16 protein-coding genes and 1 pseudogene are annotated in these 17,623 nt (G+C 48.8%); 2 read left to right on the top strand and 15 right to left on the bottom strand.

Going from position 1 to position 17,623, the window contains the following annotated elements; all coding sequences use genetic code 11:
* The first annotated feature begins 56 nt into the window (after positions 1 to 56).
* Complete coding sequence (locus MHB80_RS13175; RefSeq protein WP_341282546.1) at positions 57 to 1,244, top strand: MFS transporter; 1,188 nt, start codon at positions 57 to 59, stop codon at positions 1,242 to 1,244.
* Positions 1,245 to 1,556: 312 nt separating this feature from the next.
* Here the strand turns inward: MHB80_RS13175 and MHB80_RS13170 are convergent.
* From MHB80_RS13170 to MHB80_RS13160, 3 genes and pseudogenes are all read right to left on the bottom strand, one after another.
* A pseudogene (locus MHB80_RS13170) lies at positions 1,557 to 2,016 on the bottom strand (GNAT family N-acetyltransferase).
* Between the two features lie 87 nt (positions 2,017 to 2,103).
* Positions 2,104 to 3,894: an ATP-binding cassette domain-containing protein gene (locus tag MHB80_RS13165; RefSeq protein WP_341282545.1), complete on the bottom strand. Its 1,791-nt coding sequence runs from the start codon at positions 3,892 to 3,894 to the stop codon at positions 2,104 to 2,106.
* Entirely contained in the window at positions 3,891 to 4,751 is an 861-nt protein-coding gene (locus tag MHB80_RS13160) for an ATP-binding cassette domain-containing protein (RefSeq protein WP_341282544.1), read from the bottom strand. The genes MHB80_RS13165 and MHB80_RS13160 overlap by 4 nt, the downstream gene beginning before the upstream one ends.
* Before the next feature lie 125 nt (positions 4,752 to 4,876).
* On the opposite strand from MHB80_RS13160, the gene MHB80_RS13155 reads away from it, so the two are divergent.
* Positions 4,877 to 5,506 (top strand): biotin transporter BioY, encoded by a 630-nt coding sequence (locus MHB80_RS13155; RefSeq protein ID WP_341282543.1) that lies wholly within the window; start codon positions 4,877 to 4,879, stop codon positions 5,504 to 5,506.
* 136 nt (positions 5,507 to 5,642) lie between these two features.
* Here MHB80_RS13155 and MHB80_RS13150 read toward each other — a convergent pair whose 3' ends face one another.
* The 12 genes from MHB80_RS13150 to MHB80_RS13095 form a co-directional block, all read right to left on the bottom strand.
* Positions 5,643 to 6,134, bottom strand: a complete 492-nt coding sequence (locus MHB80_RS13150; RefSeq protein ID WP_341282542.1) for a YlbF family regulator — start codon at positions 6,132 to 6,134, stop codon at positions 5,643 to 5,645.
* A 52-nt stretch (positions 6,135 to 6,186) separates the two neighbouring features.
* A complete protein-coding gene (gene miaB / locus MHB80_RS13145; RefSeq protein WP_341282541.1) occupies positions 6,187 to 7,776 on the bottom strand; it encodes a tRNA (N6-isopentenyl adenosine(37)-C2)-methylthiotransferase MiaB in 1,590 nt (529 codons plus the stop codon).
* Positions 7,777 to 8,006: 230 nt separating this feature from the next.
* Positions 8,007 to 8,582 (bottom strand): phosphate propanoyltransferase, encoded by a 576-nt coding sequence (locus tag MHB80_RS13140; protein ID WP_341282540.1) that lies wholly within the window; start codon positions 8,580 to 8,582, stop codon positions 8,007 to 8,009.
* A gap of 217 nt (positions 8,583 to 8,799) precedes the next feature.
* Positions 8,800 to 9,060 (bottom strand): stage V sporulation protein S, encoded by a 261-nt coding sequence (locus tag MHB80_RS13135; RefSeq protein WP_025335291.1) that lies wholly within the window; start codon positions 9,058 to 9,060, stop codon positions 8,800 to 8,802.
* A gap of 138 nt (positions 9,061 to 9,198) precedes the next feature.
* On the bottom strand, positions 9,199 to 9,993 hold the full coding sequence (locus MHB80_RS13130) for a TIGR00282 family metallophosphoesterase (protein WP_341282539.1): 795 nt from the start codon (positions 9,991 to 9,993) through the stop codon (positions 9,199 to 9,201).
* Positions 9,994 to 10,070: 77 nt separating this feature from the next.
* On the bottom strand, positions 10,071 to 11,612 hold the full coding sequence (rny, locus tag MHB80_RS13125; RefSeq protein WP_341282538.1) for a ribonuclease Y: 1,542 nt from the start codon (positions 11,610 to 11,612) through the stop codon (positions 10,071 to 10,073).
* A 231-nt stretch (positions 11,613 to 11,843) separates the two neighbouring features.
* Positions 11,844 to 12,473 (bottom strand): RecX family transcriptional regulator, encoded by a 630-nt coding sequence (locus MHB80_RS13120; protein WP_341282537.1) that lies wholly within the window; start codon positions 12,471 to 12,473, stop codon positions 11,844 to 11,846.
* Between the two features lie 119 nt (positions 12,474 to 12,592).
* Positions 12,593 to 13,654: a recombinase RecA gene (gene recA / locus MHB80_RS13115; RefSeq protein WP_341282536.1), complete on the bottom strand. Its 1,062-nt coding sequence runs from the start codon at positions 13,652 to 13,654 to the stop codon at positions 12,593 to 12,595.
* Positions 13,655 to 14,014: 360 nt separating this feature from the next.
* A complete protein-coding gene (locus tag MHB80_RS13110) occupies positions 14,015 to 15,262 on the bottom strand; it encodes a competence/damage-inducible protein A (RefSeq protein ID WP_341282535.1) in 1,248 nt (415 codons plus the stop codon).
* A gap of 109 nt (positions 15,263 to 15,371) precedes the next feature.
* Positions 15,372 to 15,947 carry a CDP-diacylglycerol--glycerol-3-phosphate 3-phosphatidyltransferase gene (pgsA, locus tag MHB80_RS13105; RefSeq protein ID WP_341282534.1) on the bottom strand — a complete coding sequence of 192 codons (576 nt, stop codon included), beginning with the start codon at positions 15,945 to 15,947 and terminating at the stop codon, positions 15,372 to 15,374.
* Between the two features lie 230 nt (positions 15,948 to 16,177).
* Positions 16,178 to 16,669: a YajQ family cyclic di-GMP-binding protein gene (locus MHB80_RS13100; RefSeq protein ID WP_046230783.1), complete on the bottom strand. Its 492-nt coding sequence runs from the start codon at positions 16,667 to 16,669 to the stop codon at positions 16,178 to 16,180.
* A 37-nt stretch (positions 16,670 to 16,706) separates the two neighbouring features.
* The gene (locus tag MHB80_RS13095; protein ID WP_341282533.1) at positions 16,707 to 17,606 is read right to left on the bottom strand and encodes a RodZ domain-containing protein; all 900 of its coding nucleotides are present in this window, start codon (positions 17,604 to 17,606) and stop codon (positions 16,707 to 16,709) included.
* Positions 17,607 to 17,623 lie beyond the last annotated feature (17 nt).

Here is a 17,623-nt window from a genome sequence, read left to right as displayed (position 1 = left end):
GGGTGACAAAGTGCGTGATCGTAGGCTAAAGTAGTGATGAAAGGGGTTTTATAACAATGTCTACTGCTTCACAACGCTTGGTATTTACGGTAGTTACGCTATTATACTGGACGTCGATGTACGTTTATGTACCGACATTATCGCCTTTTTTGAGCGGCCGCGGCTTGTCGATGCAACTGATAGGCATTGTGCTTGGCAGCTATGGCTTTGTTCAAATGCTCATACGCTTCCCCGTTGGAGTTGCCTCTGACCGCTTCGGCAAGCGCAAGCCGTTTATTATACTGGGAATGGTGACTGCTCTCTTAAGCTGCTTGCTGTTTCTAGTGCCAGGGCACTGGCTATGGCCGCTCGGAGGCCGGGCAATGGCTGGCATATGCGCCTCGACATGGGTTGCTTTTACAGTCATGTATGCCAATTATTTTGCTGCAGAAGATGCTGCACGCGCGATGGGCAGCATTAGCGTGATGATCGTTAGCGGCCAAATGCTCGGCATGCTGATGAGCGGAACAGTGACCGATATGTGGGGAGATGCCGCACCCTTCATTACTGGGGCTGTCATCGCTGGGGTAGGGCTAGTGCTAGGCCTGCTTTTAAAAGAACCGCCGAAACAGCCGCATGAGCGCGTCGGCATGACACTCGCAATGGCACGCAGCATTATCGGCACAAAGCTGCTGCTTCAAGTATCGCTGCTCTCCATTCTCGCACATGGCGTGCTGTTCATTACAATGTTTGGCTTTACGCCACTCAAGGCAGAGACGCTGGGCATTACTGGATATGGGCTGACTTTGATTGTTTTCGCCTTTATGCTGCCGCATGCGCTCGCTTCAATGTTTACGGCCAAATGGTTCGCCCCGCGCTTCGGCAATTGGGTTACCATTGGAATGGGCTTTGTGCTAAGCACAATATGTACGGTGTCCATTGCCTATACAGATTCTTTCGCGATGCTGGCGCTGACGCAAGCGATAAACGGATTTGCCCAAGGCTTGCATTTGCCGCTGCTGCTCGGACTTGCCATTCGTGATGTCCAGCCCTCCGGGAGAGCTACTGCCATGGGCCTTTATCAGGCGGTATATTCGATTGGGATGTTTTCCGGCCCTTTTCTAGCCGGCTGGCTCAACGACAGCTGGGGCATGAGCAGCGGCTTCTGGTTCGGCGGCATGCTTGGTGCTGCCGCAGCGCTGCTTAGTGTGTGGTGGTATATGAAGGAGCGGACTACGAGCAGAATTGTTGCGGAGAATAAATGATAAATCATTTTATTTCGATAGGTTGACTAGGGCGTGTCTGAGAACTCTGAGGACAGCAAATTTTGCCGAATTTTCGTTCCATGCAGGCGTACCGGGGGTACGTCAAGCAAACGGAACGAAGCAGGGGGCGAAAAGGCGGTGAAAGGGGCCACTGAACGGGTTTTCAGACACGCCCAAATCCAAATCATAAATGCAGCGGCAGCCCTAGACGAGAAAATGATGTCTTAGGCTGTCGCTGTTTGATTGAACGATCGTTGTTTCTTTGTATTAATAACAGATTTAACTTCTAACCATATAACGCTAGCTGCTAGCTTACATATCTAAATATCTAGATAATCGAATCATATCTCTGCATTGAATTCCATTTTCATAAATTTCTTCTGAGTAATGCCTGATGAAAAAGTCTAAGTCAACACCAACTATTCTAAAACCGCACTTTTGATACAGAGCCAATTGTCCTATACTTGAATTTCCAGTACCGAATTTCAATTGTAGTATATCCTCTCTCCCTGGCTGTTTGAACAGCATGTAAAACTAGCATTTTTCCTATTCCTCTTCCATGCATCGATTCCACAACGGCTATATTCACCAATTCAACCGTTTCAGGCCTTGTAGGCAGAAGCACATAAATTCCTATCATTTGATTGTTTTCCTCAGCTACAAAACACTCTCCTCGTTTAACGTATTCCTCAACAAGCTTTCGAGAAGGATCTGCTAACAGCAATAGATCCATTGTATAATTTTCGTTCGAACTAAGTTTTCTAATATTCATTTGCTGCTAATCATATTCTGAAGTTAAACAGCCCTCCGGCCCCATCATCTTATAGAAAGCCAGTAAATCATTATGATCATAAAAGCTTTAAAGGGTAGCCCACATATATAATACGACCGAGCCAATTACCGCTACTCCGAGCAGCAGTACATCCTGACGGCCAAATCGCAAGCGGAAGCCTTGGGTCGAACGAATCTCATTGTTGCCAATCCCTCTCGCCTCCAGCGCCTCTGCCATTTGCTCGGCTATTCGCAAAATTGAACGAATATAGGGGATAATCGCCGATGCCAGCATCGAGGGCGGCAAAGCGCCGACTGGCGTAGTTGCTTTCCCCCGCGCATGGGCGATTTTCGCAAAGCGCTCCCATTCCTTTAGCAGCAGCGGAATAAATCGAAAGATTAAGGTCACGGTCAAGGTAATCGCTGAGATCGGGACTTTAAATCGGCTCATCCAGCCGAATGTTTGCTCCAGCGCCCGCTGAATTCGCAGCGGCGTCATAAGCAGCAGCATCGGCAGGCCAAGCAGCATGGCGCAAAAAAGCGTCGCCAAGCGGAGCATCGTTCGTGCCGATTGCTCCCAATCAAACGATAATGGCTGTAGATGTGCTCCGGCTACAACACCGAAGAGCAGAGTGATTAAGGCGTAGGCTCGAATAAAACCGAGCCACGGCCGCATTTGAGTGCGCAGCGGCAGCCATATCGCGGCTGCAAGCGCTCCAGCAAGCAGCAAGCCGCTCCAGCTATGCTGCATGATGATGGTCGCCGCCAGCAGCATATAGGCGGCGATGAGCGCTCTTGGATCGAAGCGCGCCTCTAGGCGCTGCGCTTCGGGCTGCGCCGGCGGGAGTGGTCGGCGCTTAGGTTTAGGCAGCGGCGGCGAAGCGTTCGCCGCTGTGGGCGCTGCGCCCGGCGATGGGCGCAGCTCCATCGCCGGAGGCGCCTGCGGCGCGGCGAGCGGCATAGCCGCCGCGCCAGGCAGCGCCGCTGCGGCCGGGGCGTCCGCCCGGCCGCTCTGCGGCTGCGCGGCGGCGGCATGAATCGCCGCCGCAAGTGCCTTCGGCGCCGGCCATACGGCGGCGCCACCGCCCGGCGGCTGCGCCGCGAAGCCGCGCAGCTTGGCCAGCGCGCGCAGCGCCTGCGGCGCAGCTGCATCTGCAGCATGGGCATTCGCCCACGCCGATGCAGCGACCGCTTCGCGGACCAAGCCGTCCACGACCACGACGACTTCGTCCGCAAGCGGCAGCAGCGCGCCCGGATCGTGCGTTGCCACGACCGCTCCGCGCCCAGCCGCCTTGTGCGCCGCTAATACGGCGCACAAGCGGCTGATGCCCTCGGCGTCCAGCCCCGCCGTCGGCTCATCCAGCAGCAGCCATTGCGGCTTGCATGCCAGCAGGCAAGCCAGTGCGAGTCGCCGCTGCTGTCCGCCGCTGAGCGACCAAGGATCGCGGGCAAGCAGCTCGGCAGGCAAGCCTGCTGCTTGCAGCGCATGCTGGAGCCGCCGTTCCTTCTCCGGCGGCTCCAGCTTATACGGCTTCAGTGAATAGAGGAGCTCCTCCTTCACGGTCGCCGCAAACCATTGCGACTCCGAATGCTGGAGCGCTATGCCCGTATTCAGCACGACGCTGCGGCTAAGACGTCTGCGTCTTCCCTTTTTCACCCAAAGCAAATCAGCACCGAGCGCAATCTCACCCCCGCTTAGCTTGCGGAGCCCTGCCATTGTTTCCAACAGCGTGGATTTTCCTGCACCATTGCTGCCGATGAGCAGCGTAATCGTACCTTCTTTAAATACGAGCTTTTCTTCTATAGCCAGAAGCGTTTGGTCTCGTTCTCCTGCTGCACAGACGCGTATGGCTTCCAGCCTCCAGCTAAAATCGATCATCTTTGCAGCGCCTCCGCGAGCCTGTCTACGGTCAAAGGCAGAGGCTTTAAAACGATGCCCAGCTTCTCCAGCTCCCAAGCTGTCTGTACCGCATAGGGGGCCTCAAAACCGAGCAGCTCGCACCAGCTCCGCCCTCCTTCTTCATTCCCCGTACCCTTTTCAATACCACTGCGCTCATAAAACATCTCCGTCGTCCCGTCAAAAACGAGTCGGCCCTGCTCCATCACGACGACTCGATCACCATGTCGAAGCTCAGCGAGCTTTTGCGTAATCCATATGATCGTGCTACCTGCAGCGTGAAGCTCGCGCACTTTCTCCCCAATGGCCAGACTTGCTTCAGGATCCAGCATTGCAGTCGCTTCATCGAGCACAAGCACAGGTGCTTTTACCGCCAAACAACCAGCAATGGCTGTCAGCTGCTTCTGCCCGCCCGACAAAGTGCCAACCGCTTGGTCCTTCCGTTCCAGCAAGCCGGTTAAACCAAGCGACTCCTCCGTAAGCACAGCTATCGCCTCGCTGTTAATTCCATGCTGCTCCAGCATCAATACAATATCCTCCCAAGGCGTTGCGCCAAGCATGGAGGCCTCGGGCTGCTGCATGACAATTGGAATCGGTTTATTGTAGGCAGCAAGCTTCTCTCCGAGCAAATAGGTCCCGCTTTTCTCACCCACAGGAAACCCGGCAATGACCTTAGCGAGCGTACTTTTCCCACTCCCATTGCTCCCCAGCAGCGTCAGCCAATCCCCTTCGTTCAGAGTGAAACTGACATCTCTAATAATGGGAAGCTGCTCACTTGCCATGTCAAAAACGCGTGGCCTGACCGTCAGACCTTCAACTTGTATCAAATAATCGTGCAAAAAAATTTCACCTGCCCTCTTCCCCAAAGCGCCGCTCTGTGCTACAATCCATTTTGTTAACCATAAATGAATAATATATGGTTAACATTATAAAAGCAATCATCATTTTAAAGGAGACGATTTCATTGATCAAACGCAGTACGAATATTCGCAGCCTGGTGTACATAGCCTTGTTCGCTGCCTTATTTATTGTCATGAGCAGCCTTCAATTCAAGTTTGCCGCCTCACCCGTACCGATAACTCTGCAAACGCTCGCCGTTGCGCTCGCGGGACTATTCCTCGGTGCACGCAATGGATTTTTATCCATTTTGATTGTCGTTGTACTAGCAACGATCGGGCTTCCGCTTATTAACGGAAATGGCGGCTTCGGCATGATAGCCGGACCTACCGGCGGTTTTCTCGTAGCCTTCCCCTTTTGTGCCCTGCTTGTAGGCTTCTTCTCATCCAAGCTGCTCCATAGCTCTTTTGCAGCAAAAAACCGCATCGCAACCGCTATTTTGCTGTTTGTCATTTTCGAGCTGTTTAGTTCTTTTTTCGCTTATGTAATTGGAGTTCCTTGGCTCATGCAAGTAACAGGCCTCTCGTTTCAAAAGGCAATGATTAATGGCTGCTACCCATTCCTGCCAGGCGATGCTGCCAAGTCCGTGTTGGCCGTCATTATAACGATGGCGTTAAAGCCGTATATTTTAAGGATTCAAGCTTCAACTGGCAAGAAAAATACAGAAGCCGCTGCTTCATTCCCAACAACCGTTTAATGCGTACGCATTTATAATGCACTCTACCTTACTTTCTTTACAAAAAAAAGGGGCTGCAAGCAATGGTATTTCGCCATTGCGCAGCCCCTTTCCTGTTTCATTCGCTTTCCCTATTCCACGAAGTCTAGACAAGTCGTTAGTCGCACTCAGCAGGCGCTTCCTCAGAGCCTGCCTCAACGTTGATTTTCTCAGAAACCGTATCCCGTACAATGGAAATAACGAGCTGCAGCAAATAGTTGATGTCGGACTGGCTTTGCTGGAATTCCGTTACGATCGGAATGCCGTCCAGCTCATCCTGAAGCACTTCCATTTCCTGCTCGATCTTTTTGACCATCGTTTCGTTTTTGAAAGTCGTTTCAAAGGCGACAAGTTCCTTTTGCTTTTTCTTCACAGTCGCAATCAATTCCTGAATTTTCGTATTGCCTTGAATTTGGTTTTCCGCACGGCGGTACTGCTGCACTTCCTCAGAAGTATAAATCAGGTCAGCAAGCTCTTTCGCCTTCTTCATAATGTCTTCGCGAATTAGCAAATCACGCGTATCAAACTTTGGAATCCCGCATCCTTCACCATGCTCATGATGGTGATGGCCATGCTCCGTATTTCCTTGGACCGTTTGTTGCTCAGACATTTATCATCTCTCCTGTTATTGGTATCAAGTTTTGCTGTTATCCTTTTATCGTTTAGAGCACAACCGCTTCACGCAATTGCGTTTCTGTAGGCTCTGCTTTAATATACCAGGTTTTCGCTTCCGTCACTTTCGCTTCAATAAGCTGCCCAATCCATTCCTGCGGACCTTCCAAATGAACGAGCTTGTTCGTACGAGTACGTCCAGCCAGCACATTAGCGTTATTTTTGCTCTCACCTTCAATCAGCACCTCGATTGTCGTGCCGATCAACCGCTGATGGCTTTCCAGGCTCATCTGTTTAAGTAAATCATTCAGACGCTGCAGTCTACGCTTCTTGACATCAAGTGGAACATTATCCTCCATACCAGCAGCAGGCGTACCTTCACGCGGCGAATAGAGGAAGGTATAGGCGGAGTCAAAGCCCACCTCGCGAACGAGCGAGAGCGTGTCCTCGAACTGCTCATCCGTTTCGCCAGGGAACCCGACGATAATATCAGAGGTCAGCATCGCATCCGGGATAGCCGCCTTAATTTTACCTACAAGCTCTAAATACATTTCACGCGAGTATTTGCGGCTCATCCGTTTAAGCACTTCCGTGCTGCCCGATTGAACAGGCAGATGAATATGCTCGACCAAGTTGCCCCGCTGTGCCAGCACCTCAATGAGATGATCATCAAAGTCTCTAGGATGGCTCGTTGTAAAACGAACGCGCGGAATGTCGATTTTAGACATATCGTTCATGAGATCGCCAAAGCGATAGGCGATATCTTCAAAATCTTTGCCATAAGCGTTCACGTTTTGCCCCAGCAGCGTCACTTCCTTGAAGCCTTGTCTCGCCAGCTCCCTTACCTCGGCAATAACGTCCTCCGGCCTGCGGCTCCGCTCCTTGCCCCTTGTGTAAGGCACAATGCAGTACGTGCAAAATTTATCGCAGCCATACATGATGTTAACCCAAGCCCGCATGCCTTCACGTTTCTTCGGCATGTTTTCGATAATATCGCCTTCTTTGGACCATACCTCGACAACCATCTCTTTGCTGAAATAGGCATTTTGCAGCAGGAATGGCAAGCGGTGAATGTTATGCGTGCCGAAAATCATATCGACGAAGGAATGCTTTTGCAAAATACGTCCGACAACCGATTCCTCCTGCGACATGCAGCCGCATACGCCGAGCAGCAAGCCCGGCTTCTGCTGCTTCAGCACCTTAAGATGTCCAAGCTCCCCGAATACTTTATCCTCGGCATTTTCACGGATCGCACATGTATTAAGCAGCACCACATCTGCCTCAGTCCGATCATCCGTCGCCGTATAGCCCATTTCCTCGAACATGCCCTTCATAACTTCCGTGTCATGCTCATTCATTTGGCAGCCGTACGTTTGAATCAAATAAAACTTGCCTTTGCCCAGCGTCCGGAATTCCTCCGGTATGGAAAAATCATAATGAACCTCTATGTCCTCTTTGCCCCGTTTTTTCTCTTCCTTGTGGTTCGGAGCAGCATTGATTTGAATATTGCGCCCTTTGATTCGATAGGTGATTTTGCCGTCTTCCTCGCTAAGCACCTTCGCATCAGAGAAATCAAAGTATTTCGAGTAATCCCTATCTTTATTAGCGGCTTTCAAATCCGCCGAGTTCCCCTTTGTCATGCTTTAGTCACATCCTTATATCCTTGTGCTCACCCGTGTTTAAACATCAATAAGAAATTATAACACATATAAGTCCATCGAATCCATTATTGATGCTGCCAATGCTCTATTTTTTCCAACAAATCTTGAAAACGCCTTCCTATTTTGCTTTAAAAAATAAAAAAACGGACAGCAGCTCATTCGCCGCTATCCGTTTCAATAATTAAGTAGGACCTAATACAAAATAATGATTAGCCTACAATTTCAGCTGTATCGCCATTTTTAATGCCAGCCGCATTCGCTTCGTCCGTATCAATATGCATGTCCAATGCGAAATCTGGGGATACACGGGCGATCACTTCCTCAAATACGACGCCACGATCTCCGCCAAAACGCACTTTCAGCTTTTGCTTGTCGGCAATGCCCCATTTTTCAGCATCGCTCGTGTGGAAATGAATATGGCGGGCTGCAACGATAACGCCTTCCTCAATCGTCACTTCTCCAGCTGGACCTTTCAGTGTAATGCCAGCGGAGCCGCTAATATCACCGGATTCGCGAACCGGCGGGTTTACGCCAATCGAGAAAGCATCCGTGCGTGAAACTTCAAGCTGTGTCGCCTTACGGACAGGCCCAAGAATTCTTACTTTAGGAAAAGAAGATTTCGGTCCGATTACGGCAACCGTTTCATTTGCTGCATATTGTCCTGGCTGAGAGAGTGCTTTCGCCTCCGTCAGCTCGTAGCCTTCTCCAAATAAAATCGCGACATGCTCTTCAGATAAATGAATATGGCGTGCCGATACCCCTACAGGTACTAGTTTTTGTGTCATTGCATTTACTTCCCTTCGCTTATTGATCTGCTTTCCTTGCCACAAGGATCATGCGCCTTATCTGCAACCTGCTCAATAATCATAACATTTATTTGTTTTAACTCACAACAACATATGTCACTATAAAGCAAAAAACCTGCTTACGCGAGAGTAGGCAGGCGTTACATATGAGCTTTTTTCTATATTTCTCTAACGACTTAAGGCTTCGTTTAAGCGCTTATCTAGGCTCAACAATGAGCTTAATCGCCGTCCGATCCTCGCCATCAATCACAATGTCTGTAAATGCTGGTATACAAATTAAATCCACCCCGCTGGGAGCAACAAATCCTCGCGCAATCGCAACTGCCTTAATCGCTTGATTTAGTGCACCCGCCCCGATAGCTTGTAATTCAGCGGCGCCGCGTTCACGTAAAACTCCGGCCAGCGCACCTGCAACGGAATTTGGATTGGACTTTGCTGAAACTTTTAATACATCCATAAAAATGTACCTCCTCGGGAATGATGGATGGATTCCACTACTAGCAATAATATTCGAGAGAGGTAGAAAAATTCCTGCTTTTATCGCCGAAATTAACGAACTGTTCTGAATTATCTAAATTTTAAACAAAAAAGACTGCTACATGAGCAGCCAATCTTCTTCAACCAGTCTAATTTTTTGGAATTTGGTCGTTTCGCCTGTCGCATCATCGATTTGGATCGACACGCCATGCAAATGCCACTTGCCTTCATCCACGACAAAACGTGTAGGCATTTGAGTCATAAACCGATGCAGCACCGCATTGCGCTCCATCCCCAGCACTCCGTCCTTCGGGCCCGTCATGCCCACATCCGTCAAGTAGGCTGTGCCGCCTGGCAAAATCGTGTCGTCATTCGTCTGAACATGCGTATGCGTTCCTACAACCACAGATACATGACCAGCCAAATGCCAGCCCATTGCAATTTTTTCCGAAGTCGCTTCCGCGTGAAAATCGACCAAAATATTTTTCGTCGTTTCATGCGCCACCTCGATTAGCTCATCCGCTTTGCGGAATGGACAATCAATCGGCGGTAAAAACGTTCTTCCCTGCAAATTTATAATCGCCAGCTGCTTGCCGTTCGCTTTAATGATCGCCATGCCTTGTCCCGGCGTTCCTTCCGCGTAGTTCGCAGGTCTTACGATACGGGGCTCATCATCAATCCAATCAAAAATATCTTTGTTATCCCATGTATGATTGCCCATCGTAATCCCGTGAACACCGCATTCAAACAGCTCATTGACAATGCTTTTAGTAATGCCCCGACCTGCTGCTGCATTTTCACCGTTCACGATAATAATATGCGGGTTGTATTTCGATTTAAGCGCTGGAAGCACTTGCTTAACGGCTGCACGCCCTACACTTCCAACAATATCTCCAATAAATAATACGTTCACTGCTGCTCACTTCCTTTTACCTATTCAGACAGGAAAAGTGGCTGCAGGGCAGCCACTTTTCCGCGTTGCTATGCTGTTTACTTCGCGTATTCCACAGCGCGTGTCTCACGAATAACGGTGACTTTGATGTGGCCTGGATAATCAAGCTCACTTTCAATTTTCTTCGTAATGTCGCGAGCGAGTCGGAATGCTTCTGTATCGTCAATCTTCTCAGGCTGTACCATAACGCGTACTTCACGTCCGGCCTGGATGGCATACGATTTCTCAACACCATCGAATGACTCCGAAATATTCTCCAGCTTCTCCAGACGCTTGATGTACGTTTCGAGCGTCTCACGGCGTGCGCCTGGACGTGCTGCCGACAAAGCGTCAGCTGCACCAACCAGCATTGCGATAACCGAAGTGGCTTCACAATCGCCATGGTGGGAAGCAATACTGTTAATAACAACAGGATGCTCTTTGTATTTCTTGGCTAGTTCAACGCCAATCTCAACGTGCGAGCCTTCAACCTCATGGTCAAGTGCTTTACCGATGTCATGCAGCAAGCCTGCACGCTTTGCGAGTGTAATATCCTCGCCTAGCTCGGCAGCCATAAGTCCAGTCAAGTAAGCAACCTCCATGGAGTGCTTGAGCACGTTTTGACCGTAGCTTGTCCGATACTTGAGTCTTCCCAAAATCTTAATCAAGTCAGGATGCAAGCCATGAACACCCACCTCAAAAGTAGCTTGCTCCCCGTATTCACGGATACGCTCATCCACTTCCTTGCGTGATTTCTCAACCATCTCTTCAATACGAGCAGGATGGATACGTCCGTCAGCGACAAGCTTCTCAAGTGAAGTTCGGGCAATTTCACGCCGGATAGGATCGAAGCCAGACAGGATGACCGCTTCCGGTGTATCGTCGATAATAAGATCGATACCGGTCAATGTTTCCAGAGCGCGGATATTACGACCTTCGCGTCCGATAATGCGGCCTTTCATTTCCTCATTCGGTAAGGAGACGACTGATACAGTCGTTTCTGCTACGTGATCAGCCGCACAACGTTGGATAGCGAGCGATATAATATCACGTGCCTTTTTATCTGCTTCTTCTTTAGCCTGCTGCTCGATTTCCTTGATCATCTGCGCTGTCTCATGTCGTACTTCCTGTTCAACATTAGACAAAATAATCGATTTCGCACCTTCCATCGTCAAGCCGGAAATTCTCTCCAGCTCGCTAAGCTGCTGCTTATAGATGGTATCAATCTGTTCTTGGGTTTCATCGATCCGTTTCTCTTTGTTGGCAACTAATTCTTCTTTGCGTTCCAGCGCTTCTAATTTTTTATCCAACGACTCCTCTTTCTGGAGTAAACGTCTGTCCTGTCGCTGAACCTCATTACGACGTTCACGAATGTCTTTTTCAGCTTCGGTACGAAGTTTGTGGACTTCATCTTTCGCTTCCAGCACCGTTTCCTTCTTCTGGGCTTCTGCTTCTTTTTTCGCATTTTCTACGATTTGGATAGCAGCCTGCTCAGCACTGGAAATTTTGGCTTCGGCAATCGACTTTCGAATAAAATAACCAACTCCAAAGAAAATAACGCCAACAACGAGACTGATCAAGATCGTCCAAATAGGATCCATCCTCTTGTTCACCTCCTCGTTGCATTCACAAAAGCAAACGCTTGGAATGATATTTGATTTTAGTCGGTTTCCATACCGTTTTCATCTTCTAACAACTCGCCGAAAATAATCTTCTCAAATCAATTTTTGGAAGGAAAATAGATTTGATGTGGAAGGAATACAAACTCATTTTATCTTTTGGTAAAATCACTTGTCAAGCAAAAGCCCAAGTTGATCTTTTTGCTTCATTGATTATGCATTCTCTTCCGCTGATTTTACGGCGGCTTTAATAATGTCTACAGGAAAGCCCCTTCGTATTAAAAACGCCGCCAGCTTGCGTCTGCGCTCAAACGGCTCTCCTTTTATGGTTCTCCATTTTTTGGAAGCGGTAGCATTAGCTGTATTCATCTCCATGTCACTGTCAATTGCTGAAGTAGCAGCAAGCGCTGCTGTTTTCGATACGCCCCGCTGCATAAGTTCCTGCTGAATGTAACGTCTGCCTTTCTGGCTGCTTTTCATTCGCTGAGCGGCAAATTGCATCGCATACTGTTCATCATCCACAATATGTTCCTTTTCTAAACGCTCTATGGTGTAATTAATATGATCCTGAGCAATTAGCTTCCGTTGCAGATACTGCTCTATCTGCTTGCCTGTCCGCGGCTTGAAGCCCAAATAATAAACAGCCATCGCATAAGCGCAATACCGCTCGTCCTCGCTGCCAATTTCTTCTATTTGCGACTCTGTCAGAAGTTGTCCTTTAAACAGCGTATGGCGGATCAACAGATCCTCATGAACCGATAATATCGGCTCTTCGCCTTCCGCGAATATAAGATAGCGGCTTCGGTGCTTACTGTCTTTCTCGACCGCTCTGATTTCAATCATAGGCCCTCCAAATTACGTTTTGCAACTAGTTGTAAATGTTGCCTAAAACAAGTTCGCCGTCCCTAAAAAGGAACGGCGTCGTCATCAGTATTTATCCATTTCGCTACTAATTTAGCGTATTAATCCAATTCAGACTCGTCGAAATCGTCTTCGTCCTCTTCTTCTTTACCAAGCCCTGTCGCCTGAGTGGCAGTCGCTACCAAATTGCTGGCATCACGAATCTGCTTGTCAATGACGTCGGCAATATCTGCATGATCTTTCAAAAACTGCTTAGCATTTTCCCGGCCTTGACCGAGACGCTCGCCATTGTAGGAAAACCACGCACCGCTTTTTTGTACAATATCGAGTTCAACACCCAAATCAACAAGCGTGCCCTCTTTGGAAATGCCCTCACCATACATAATGTCAACCTCGGCTTGCTTAAACGGCGGAGCCACTTTGTTTTTGACAACTTTAATACGTGTACGGTTACCAATCATATCATTGCCTTGCTTCAGTGTCTCAATACGGCGGACATCAAGACGTACGCTGGAATAAAATTTCAAAGCGCGTCCACCAGGTGTCGTCTCAGGGTTACCGAACATAACGCCGACCTTCTCACGCAGTTGGTTAATAAAGATCGTAATCGTCTTCGATTTGCTGATGGCGCCAGACAGCTTGCGAAGTGCCTGAGACATTAGACGTGCTTGCAAACCAACGTGCGAGTCACCCATGTCGCCTTCAATCTCAGCCTTAGGTACAAGTGCCGCAACGGAGTCAATAACAACAATGTCAACCGCGCCACTACGAACGAGCGCTTCTGCGATTTCCAGCCCTTGCTCCCCTGTATCTGGCTGGGAAAGCAGCAATTCATCGATATTGACGCCTAGCTTGCTTGCATATAACGGATCAAGTGCATGCTCTGCATCGATAAAGGCAGCTTGTCCACCTGCACGTTGAACTTCTGCAATCGCATGAAGCGCAACGGTCGTTTTACCAGAAGATTCTGGTCCATATACTTCAATAATACGTCCTCTCGGGAACCCCCCGATTCCAAGTGCGATATCTAAAGCAAGCGAGCCGCTCGGCACGACCTCCACTTGCATATGTGTTGATTCCCCTAGTTTCATAATAGAGCCCTTGCCGAATTGTTTCTCAATTTGACGCATAGCCATATCTAACGCAGCACGACGATCAGCCAATCAACTCACATCCTTCGTTATTTATATTATAATGATAACCTTTTTCCGACCCTTTGCCAAGCACTTTTTCGAACATACATTCGTTTTTTTTGTGAAGACGACGGTAGGCATGCAGCTTTGAAATTTCTAAAAATATAAGCATTTATAAGTTTTTCACGTATAAATTAGGCTTATATTTCTCGGACTGAAACACGATGTGCCGCCAGAGGACGGCAACAGCTGTTTCACCTTGAACTAAACAAAAAAAACCGCAGCAAAGTTATCTTCGCCACGGTTCTTCCGTAAGTTGTGTTCAGTATACGCCCGTTTCCGGCAAAAAGCAACACCTTTCGCCTGATTTTGGACATCGTACATCGATCTTTAGTTCTGGATAGCAAGCCACAAACGGTACAGCAGCGTTTTTACAGCACGTACGCGAATAATCGTCCGGCTGCCGCTTAATTGCAGCGGATAAACCGCCGTCTCCTTACCACGCTCGGCAATAGCTATATAAACAAGTCCTACAGGCTTGCCTTCGCTTTCCGCGGGTCCTGCCACACCTGTTATGGACGCGCCGAAGTCGCTGTCTGCAAGCTGCTGTATCCGCTCAGCCATTAACGCAGCTGTCGATTCGCTGATCGCCCCAGGGGCCCCTTCGCCCTCTAGCTGTGCCAAAGGTATGCCAAGCAGCGCATGCTTCATCTCATTCGTATACGTTACAACGCCGCCCGTATATTCCCCACTGCTTCCTGGAACGCTCGTAATCAGCTCAGCTAACAGACCACCGCTGCAGCTCTCAGCACTGGCCAGCTTGCGTCTGCTCGCACGAAGCAGTCTTATGACCGCCTCCTCCAGTGGAATGTCTTCTTGGGCATACAGATGCTCTCCAATGCGTTCAATAATCTGTTCCACTGTCGCATCTATCTTGCTGTCAGCCTCTGCCTGCGTTGCCGCTTTCGTAGAAACACGAATAGCTACCTCGCCTTCCTTCGCATAAGGAGCAATTGTCGGATCAACCTGTGCTTCAATTAAATCTAGAAGCTTAGCCTCCAAGTTGGACTCCCCAATGCCAGCGAACTTAAGCAAACGCGAATAAAGCGGCTGCTCGTGTCCCAGAAGCGTCAGCAGCCATTCCTTGCCCGGCCCGTCAATCATCGGCTTCATTTCCCTAGGAGGCCCAGGCAGCAGCATGTAATGCGTGCCATCCTCTGTCAGGGCGTTGCCTACGGCAAGACCCGCCGCATTGTGCAGCGCCACGCTGCCATCGATAGACAATGCCTGTCTGCGATTGCTTTCGACCATATGCATGCCTCTTGAGCTGAACAGCTCCTCGATTTTATCCATAGAAGGCTTGTGCAAGGACAAACCGCGGTTCAAATAAGCAGCCAGCACATCCTTCGTCAAATCATCAAGCGTAGGTCCTAAGCCTCCGGTAAACACGAGCAAGTCGGCGCGTTCTCTCGCGGTTACAATCGCTTTGCGAATACGTTCTGGGTTGTCTCCGACTACCGATTGAAAATATACATCTATACCTAGCCCAGCCAGCTCTTGGGACAAATACTGTGCATTTGTATTTACAATCTGTCCAAGCAGCAATTCAGTACCTACTGCTATAATCTCTGCTTTCATGCTATTCATCCTCCTTTAGGTAATGGCAGCGCTATAATTCGGTAAGCAAAAGCATCCTCCCCGAAACAGGGAAGATGCTTTTCAAAAAACGGCATAGCGCGTTTCATCGTTATTCTACCGGTATTAAATGTTTATTTTTCACAAAATAATCAATCCCGGAATAGAGCGTAATCGCAACTGCGACCCAGCTTGCAATCAAATCGAATGGAAACGAGATGAAGGCGAACGGGAAATTGTTAAGCAAAAGCGATATAATCATCGTAATTTGTATAGCTGTTTTCCACTTGCCCCATTTGCTAGCCGCCATAACACTGCCCTCAAGCAGCGCAATTTGGCGAAGTCCCGTAACAGCGAATTCACGGCTAATAATTAGGATGGCAATCCAGCCAGCCAGCTTATCCATCTCCACCAGTGAAATCAGTACAGCCGCAACAAGCAGCTTGTCAGCGAGTGGATCAAGAAGCTTGCCCAAATTGGTTACAATTTTGTTCTTGCGGGCGATATACCCGTCCAAACCGTCCGTACTCGCTGCCACAATAAAAATAATTGCCGCAATAATCTGGTTATATGTAATGGAATAGTCATCAAATACAACTGAGCCCACATTCATATTAACGAGTAGGAAAACCATAATAATTGGCACTAAAATAATTCTAACCAGCGTAATTTTATTGGCGAGATTCATGCCTTTTCCTCCCCGAATAAAACAAAATCTGTCCTGCCATCCTGCCATTGCGCGTTATTACACTCACCTGTTCTGTCATCTGCGTCTCCCCAGATCCCTTCCGCGAAACTATCTTACCAAGTATAATACATTGCTTAATCTGGTGTCAAAATGAAGAAAAACAGGTGTAACAAAGCCCCCTTCTCCCGCCAAACAGCGAAAAAAGAGGACCTCTATACCGTCACATCCGGTTAACGATAATTTGTGAATTGCAGCTCAATCGGCAAATTAGCACCGCGCAGTAAATTCATAACGGCTTGCAAGTCGTCGCGGCTTTTGCCGCTTACGCGAATTTGGTCACCTTGAATCAGGCTTTTCACTTTTAGCTTCGAATCGCGAATCAAAATATTAATTTTCTTGGAGTGCTCCTGATCGATGCCCTGCTTGAGCTTAACATGCTGGCGAACGGTATTCGCCGAAGCCGACTGAATTTTGCCGTAATCCATATTTTTGATCGGCACGCCGCGTTTAATCATTTTCGATTGCAAAATATCAATAACGCTGTTGAGTCTGTATTCATCGTCAGAAACGAGAACCAGCTCTTCATTTTCAAGCTTAATGCTGCTCTTGCTTCCTTTAAAATCAAAGCGCGTCTCGATTTCACGCTCCGCCTGCTGAATCGCATTGTTTAGCTCCTGCATGTCCACCTTGGACACAATATCAAATGAACTTTCTGAAGACATGTAACTCCACTCCCCTATAAAATAGCTTTAATCACTGTTACGGCGTAGCCGAGACAGTCGCTTCCGGACTGCCTGCATTCGCCGATGCCGCCGGATTCAGCTGAATTTTTTTCGAGCCTGCCCGATCCCCATCTGGAACAAGCACGCCATCAACTGAAATCGTGACCAGATCGGCGCGGCCCACGTTAATATATAACGGCTGCGTCAATTCAAAGTTCAGCGTAGAGCCGTCGTTTGCATTTTCTGATAGCAGCGCGCTGCCCTTAGATCCACCTTCGCGAACTTCCATCCAGCTTTTTCCGCCAGCGACCTTGATTTCCAGCTTGTGAACGGCTGTTCCTGGACCTACGTCATAATGGTCTACCTTGCCGATTTTCGATGAAAAAGTAACCGTCACATCCTCCTGAATCGTCGGTGTAGGAGATGGAGTAACAGTAGGTGCAACAGCGCCCGTTGTCGCTCCAGCTTCCGGTGTCGGCGTAGGCGGCGCAGATTCATCGGTAATTTTCGTTCCTTGATCGATCATATCAGACGGTTTGTCTTTTTGATTTATGACAAAAATCCATACGACCGCCACAATCAAAATCAAAAATGACCACATCATCACATTAAAGCCTAGCTTGCCAATACGGTCAGAGCCGACAGACTGTACGCGTCTGGGCGGCCTTGTCGTAACGGGCTCCGTTAACGTCTCTGTAATGGTATTCGGTACTTCCTTCTCGTGCAGGCGCAGCACCTCTTCGGTATCAAGTCCTACAGCCTCGCAATAATTTTTCACGAAGGCCCGTAAATAGAAGCTTCCCGGCAGCACGCTGTGATCGCCGGTTTCAATGGCTTCGAGGTAGCGTTTGCGAATTTTCGTCGTTTCCTGAATATCGTCAAGCGTCAGCCCGCGTTCTTCACGCGCCTTGCGGAGCAGCGCTCCAAGATTAGACATGCCTGCTTCCTCCTTTC

This window comes from Paenibacillus sp. FSL H8-0537 (genome assembly GCF_038051995.1).
GTDB lineage: Bacteria > Bacillota > Bacilli > Paenibacillales > Paenibacillaceae > Pristimantibacillus.
This window is presented reverse-complemented; position numbering and strand designations above follow the sequence as displayed.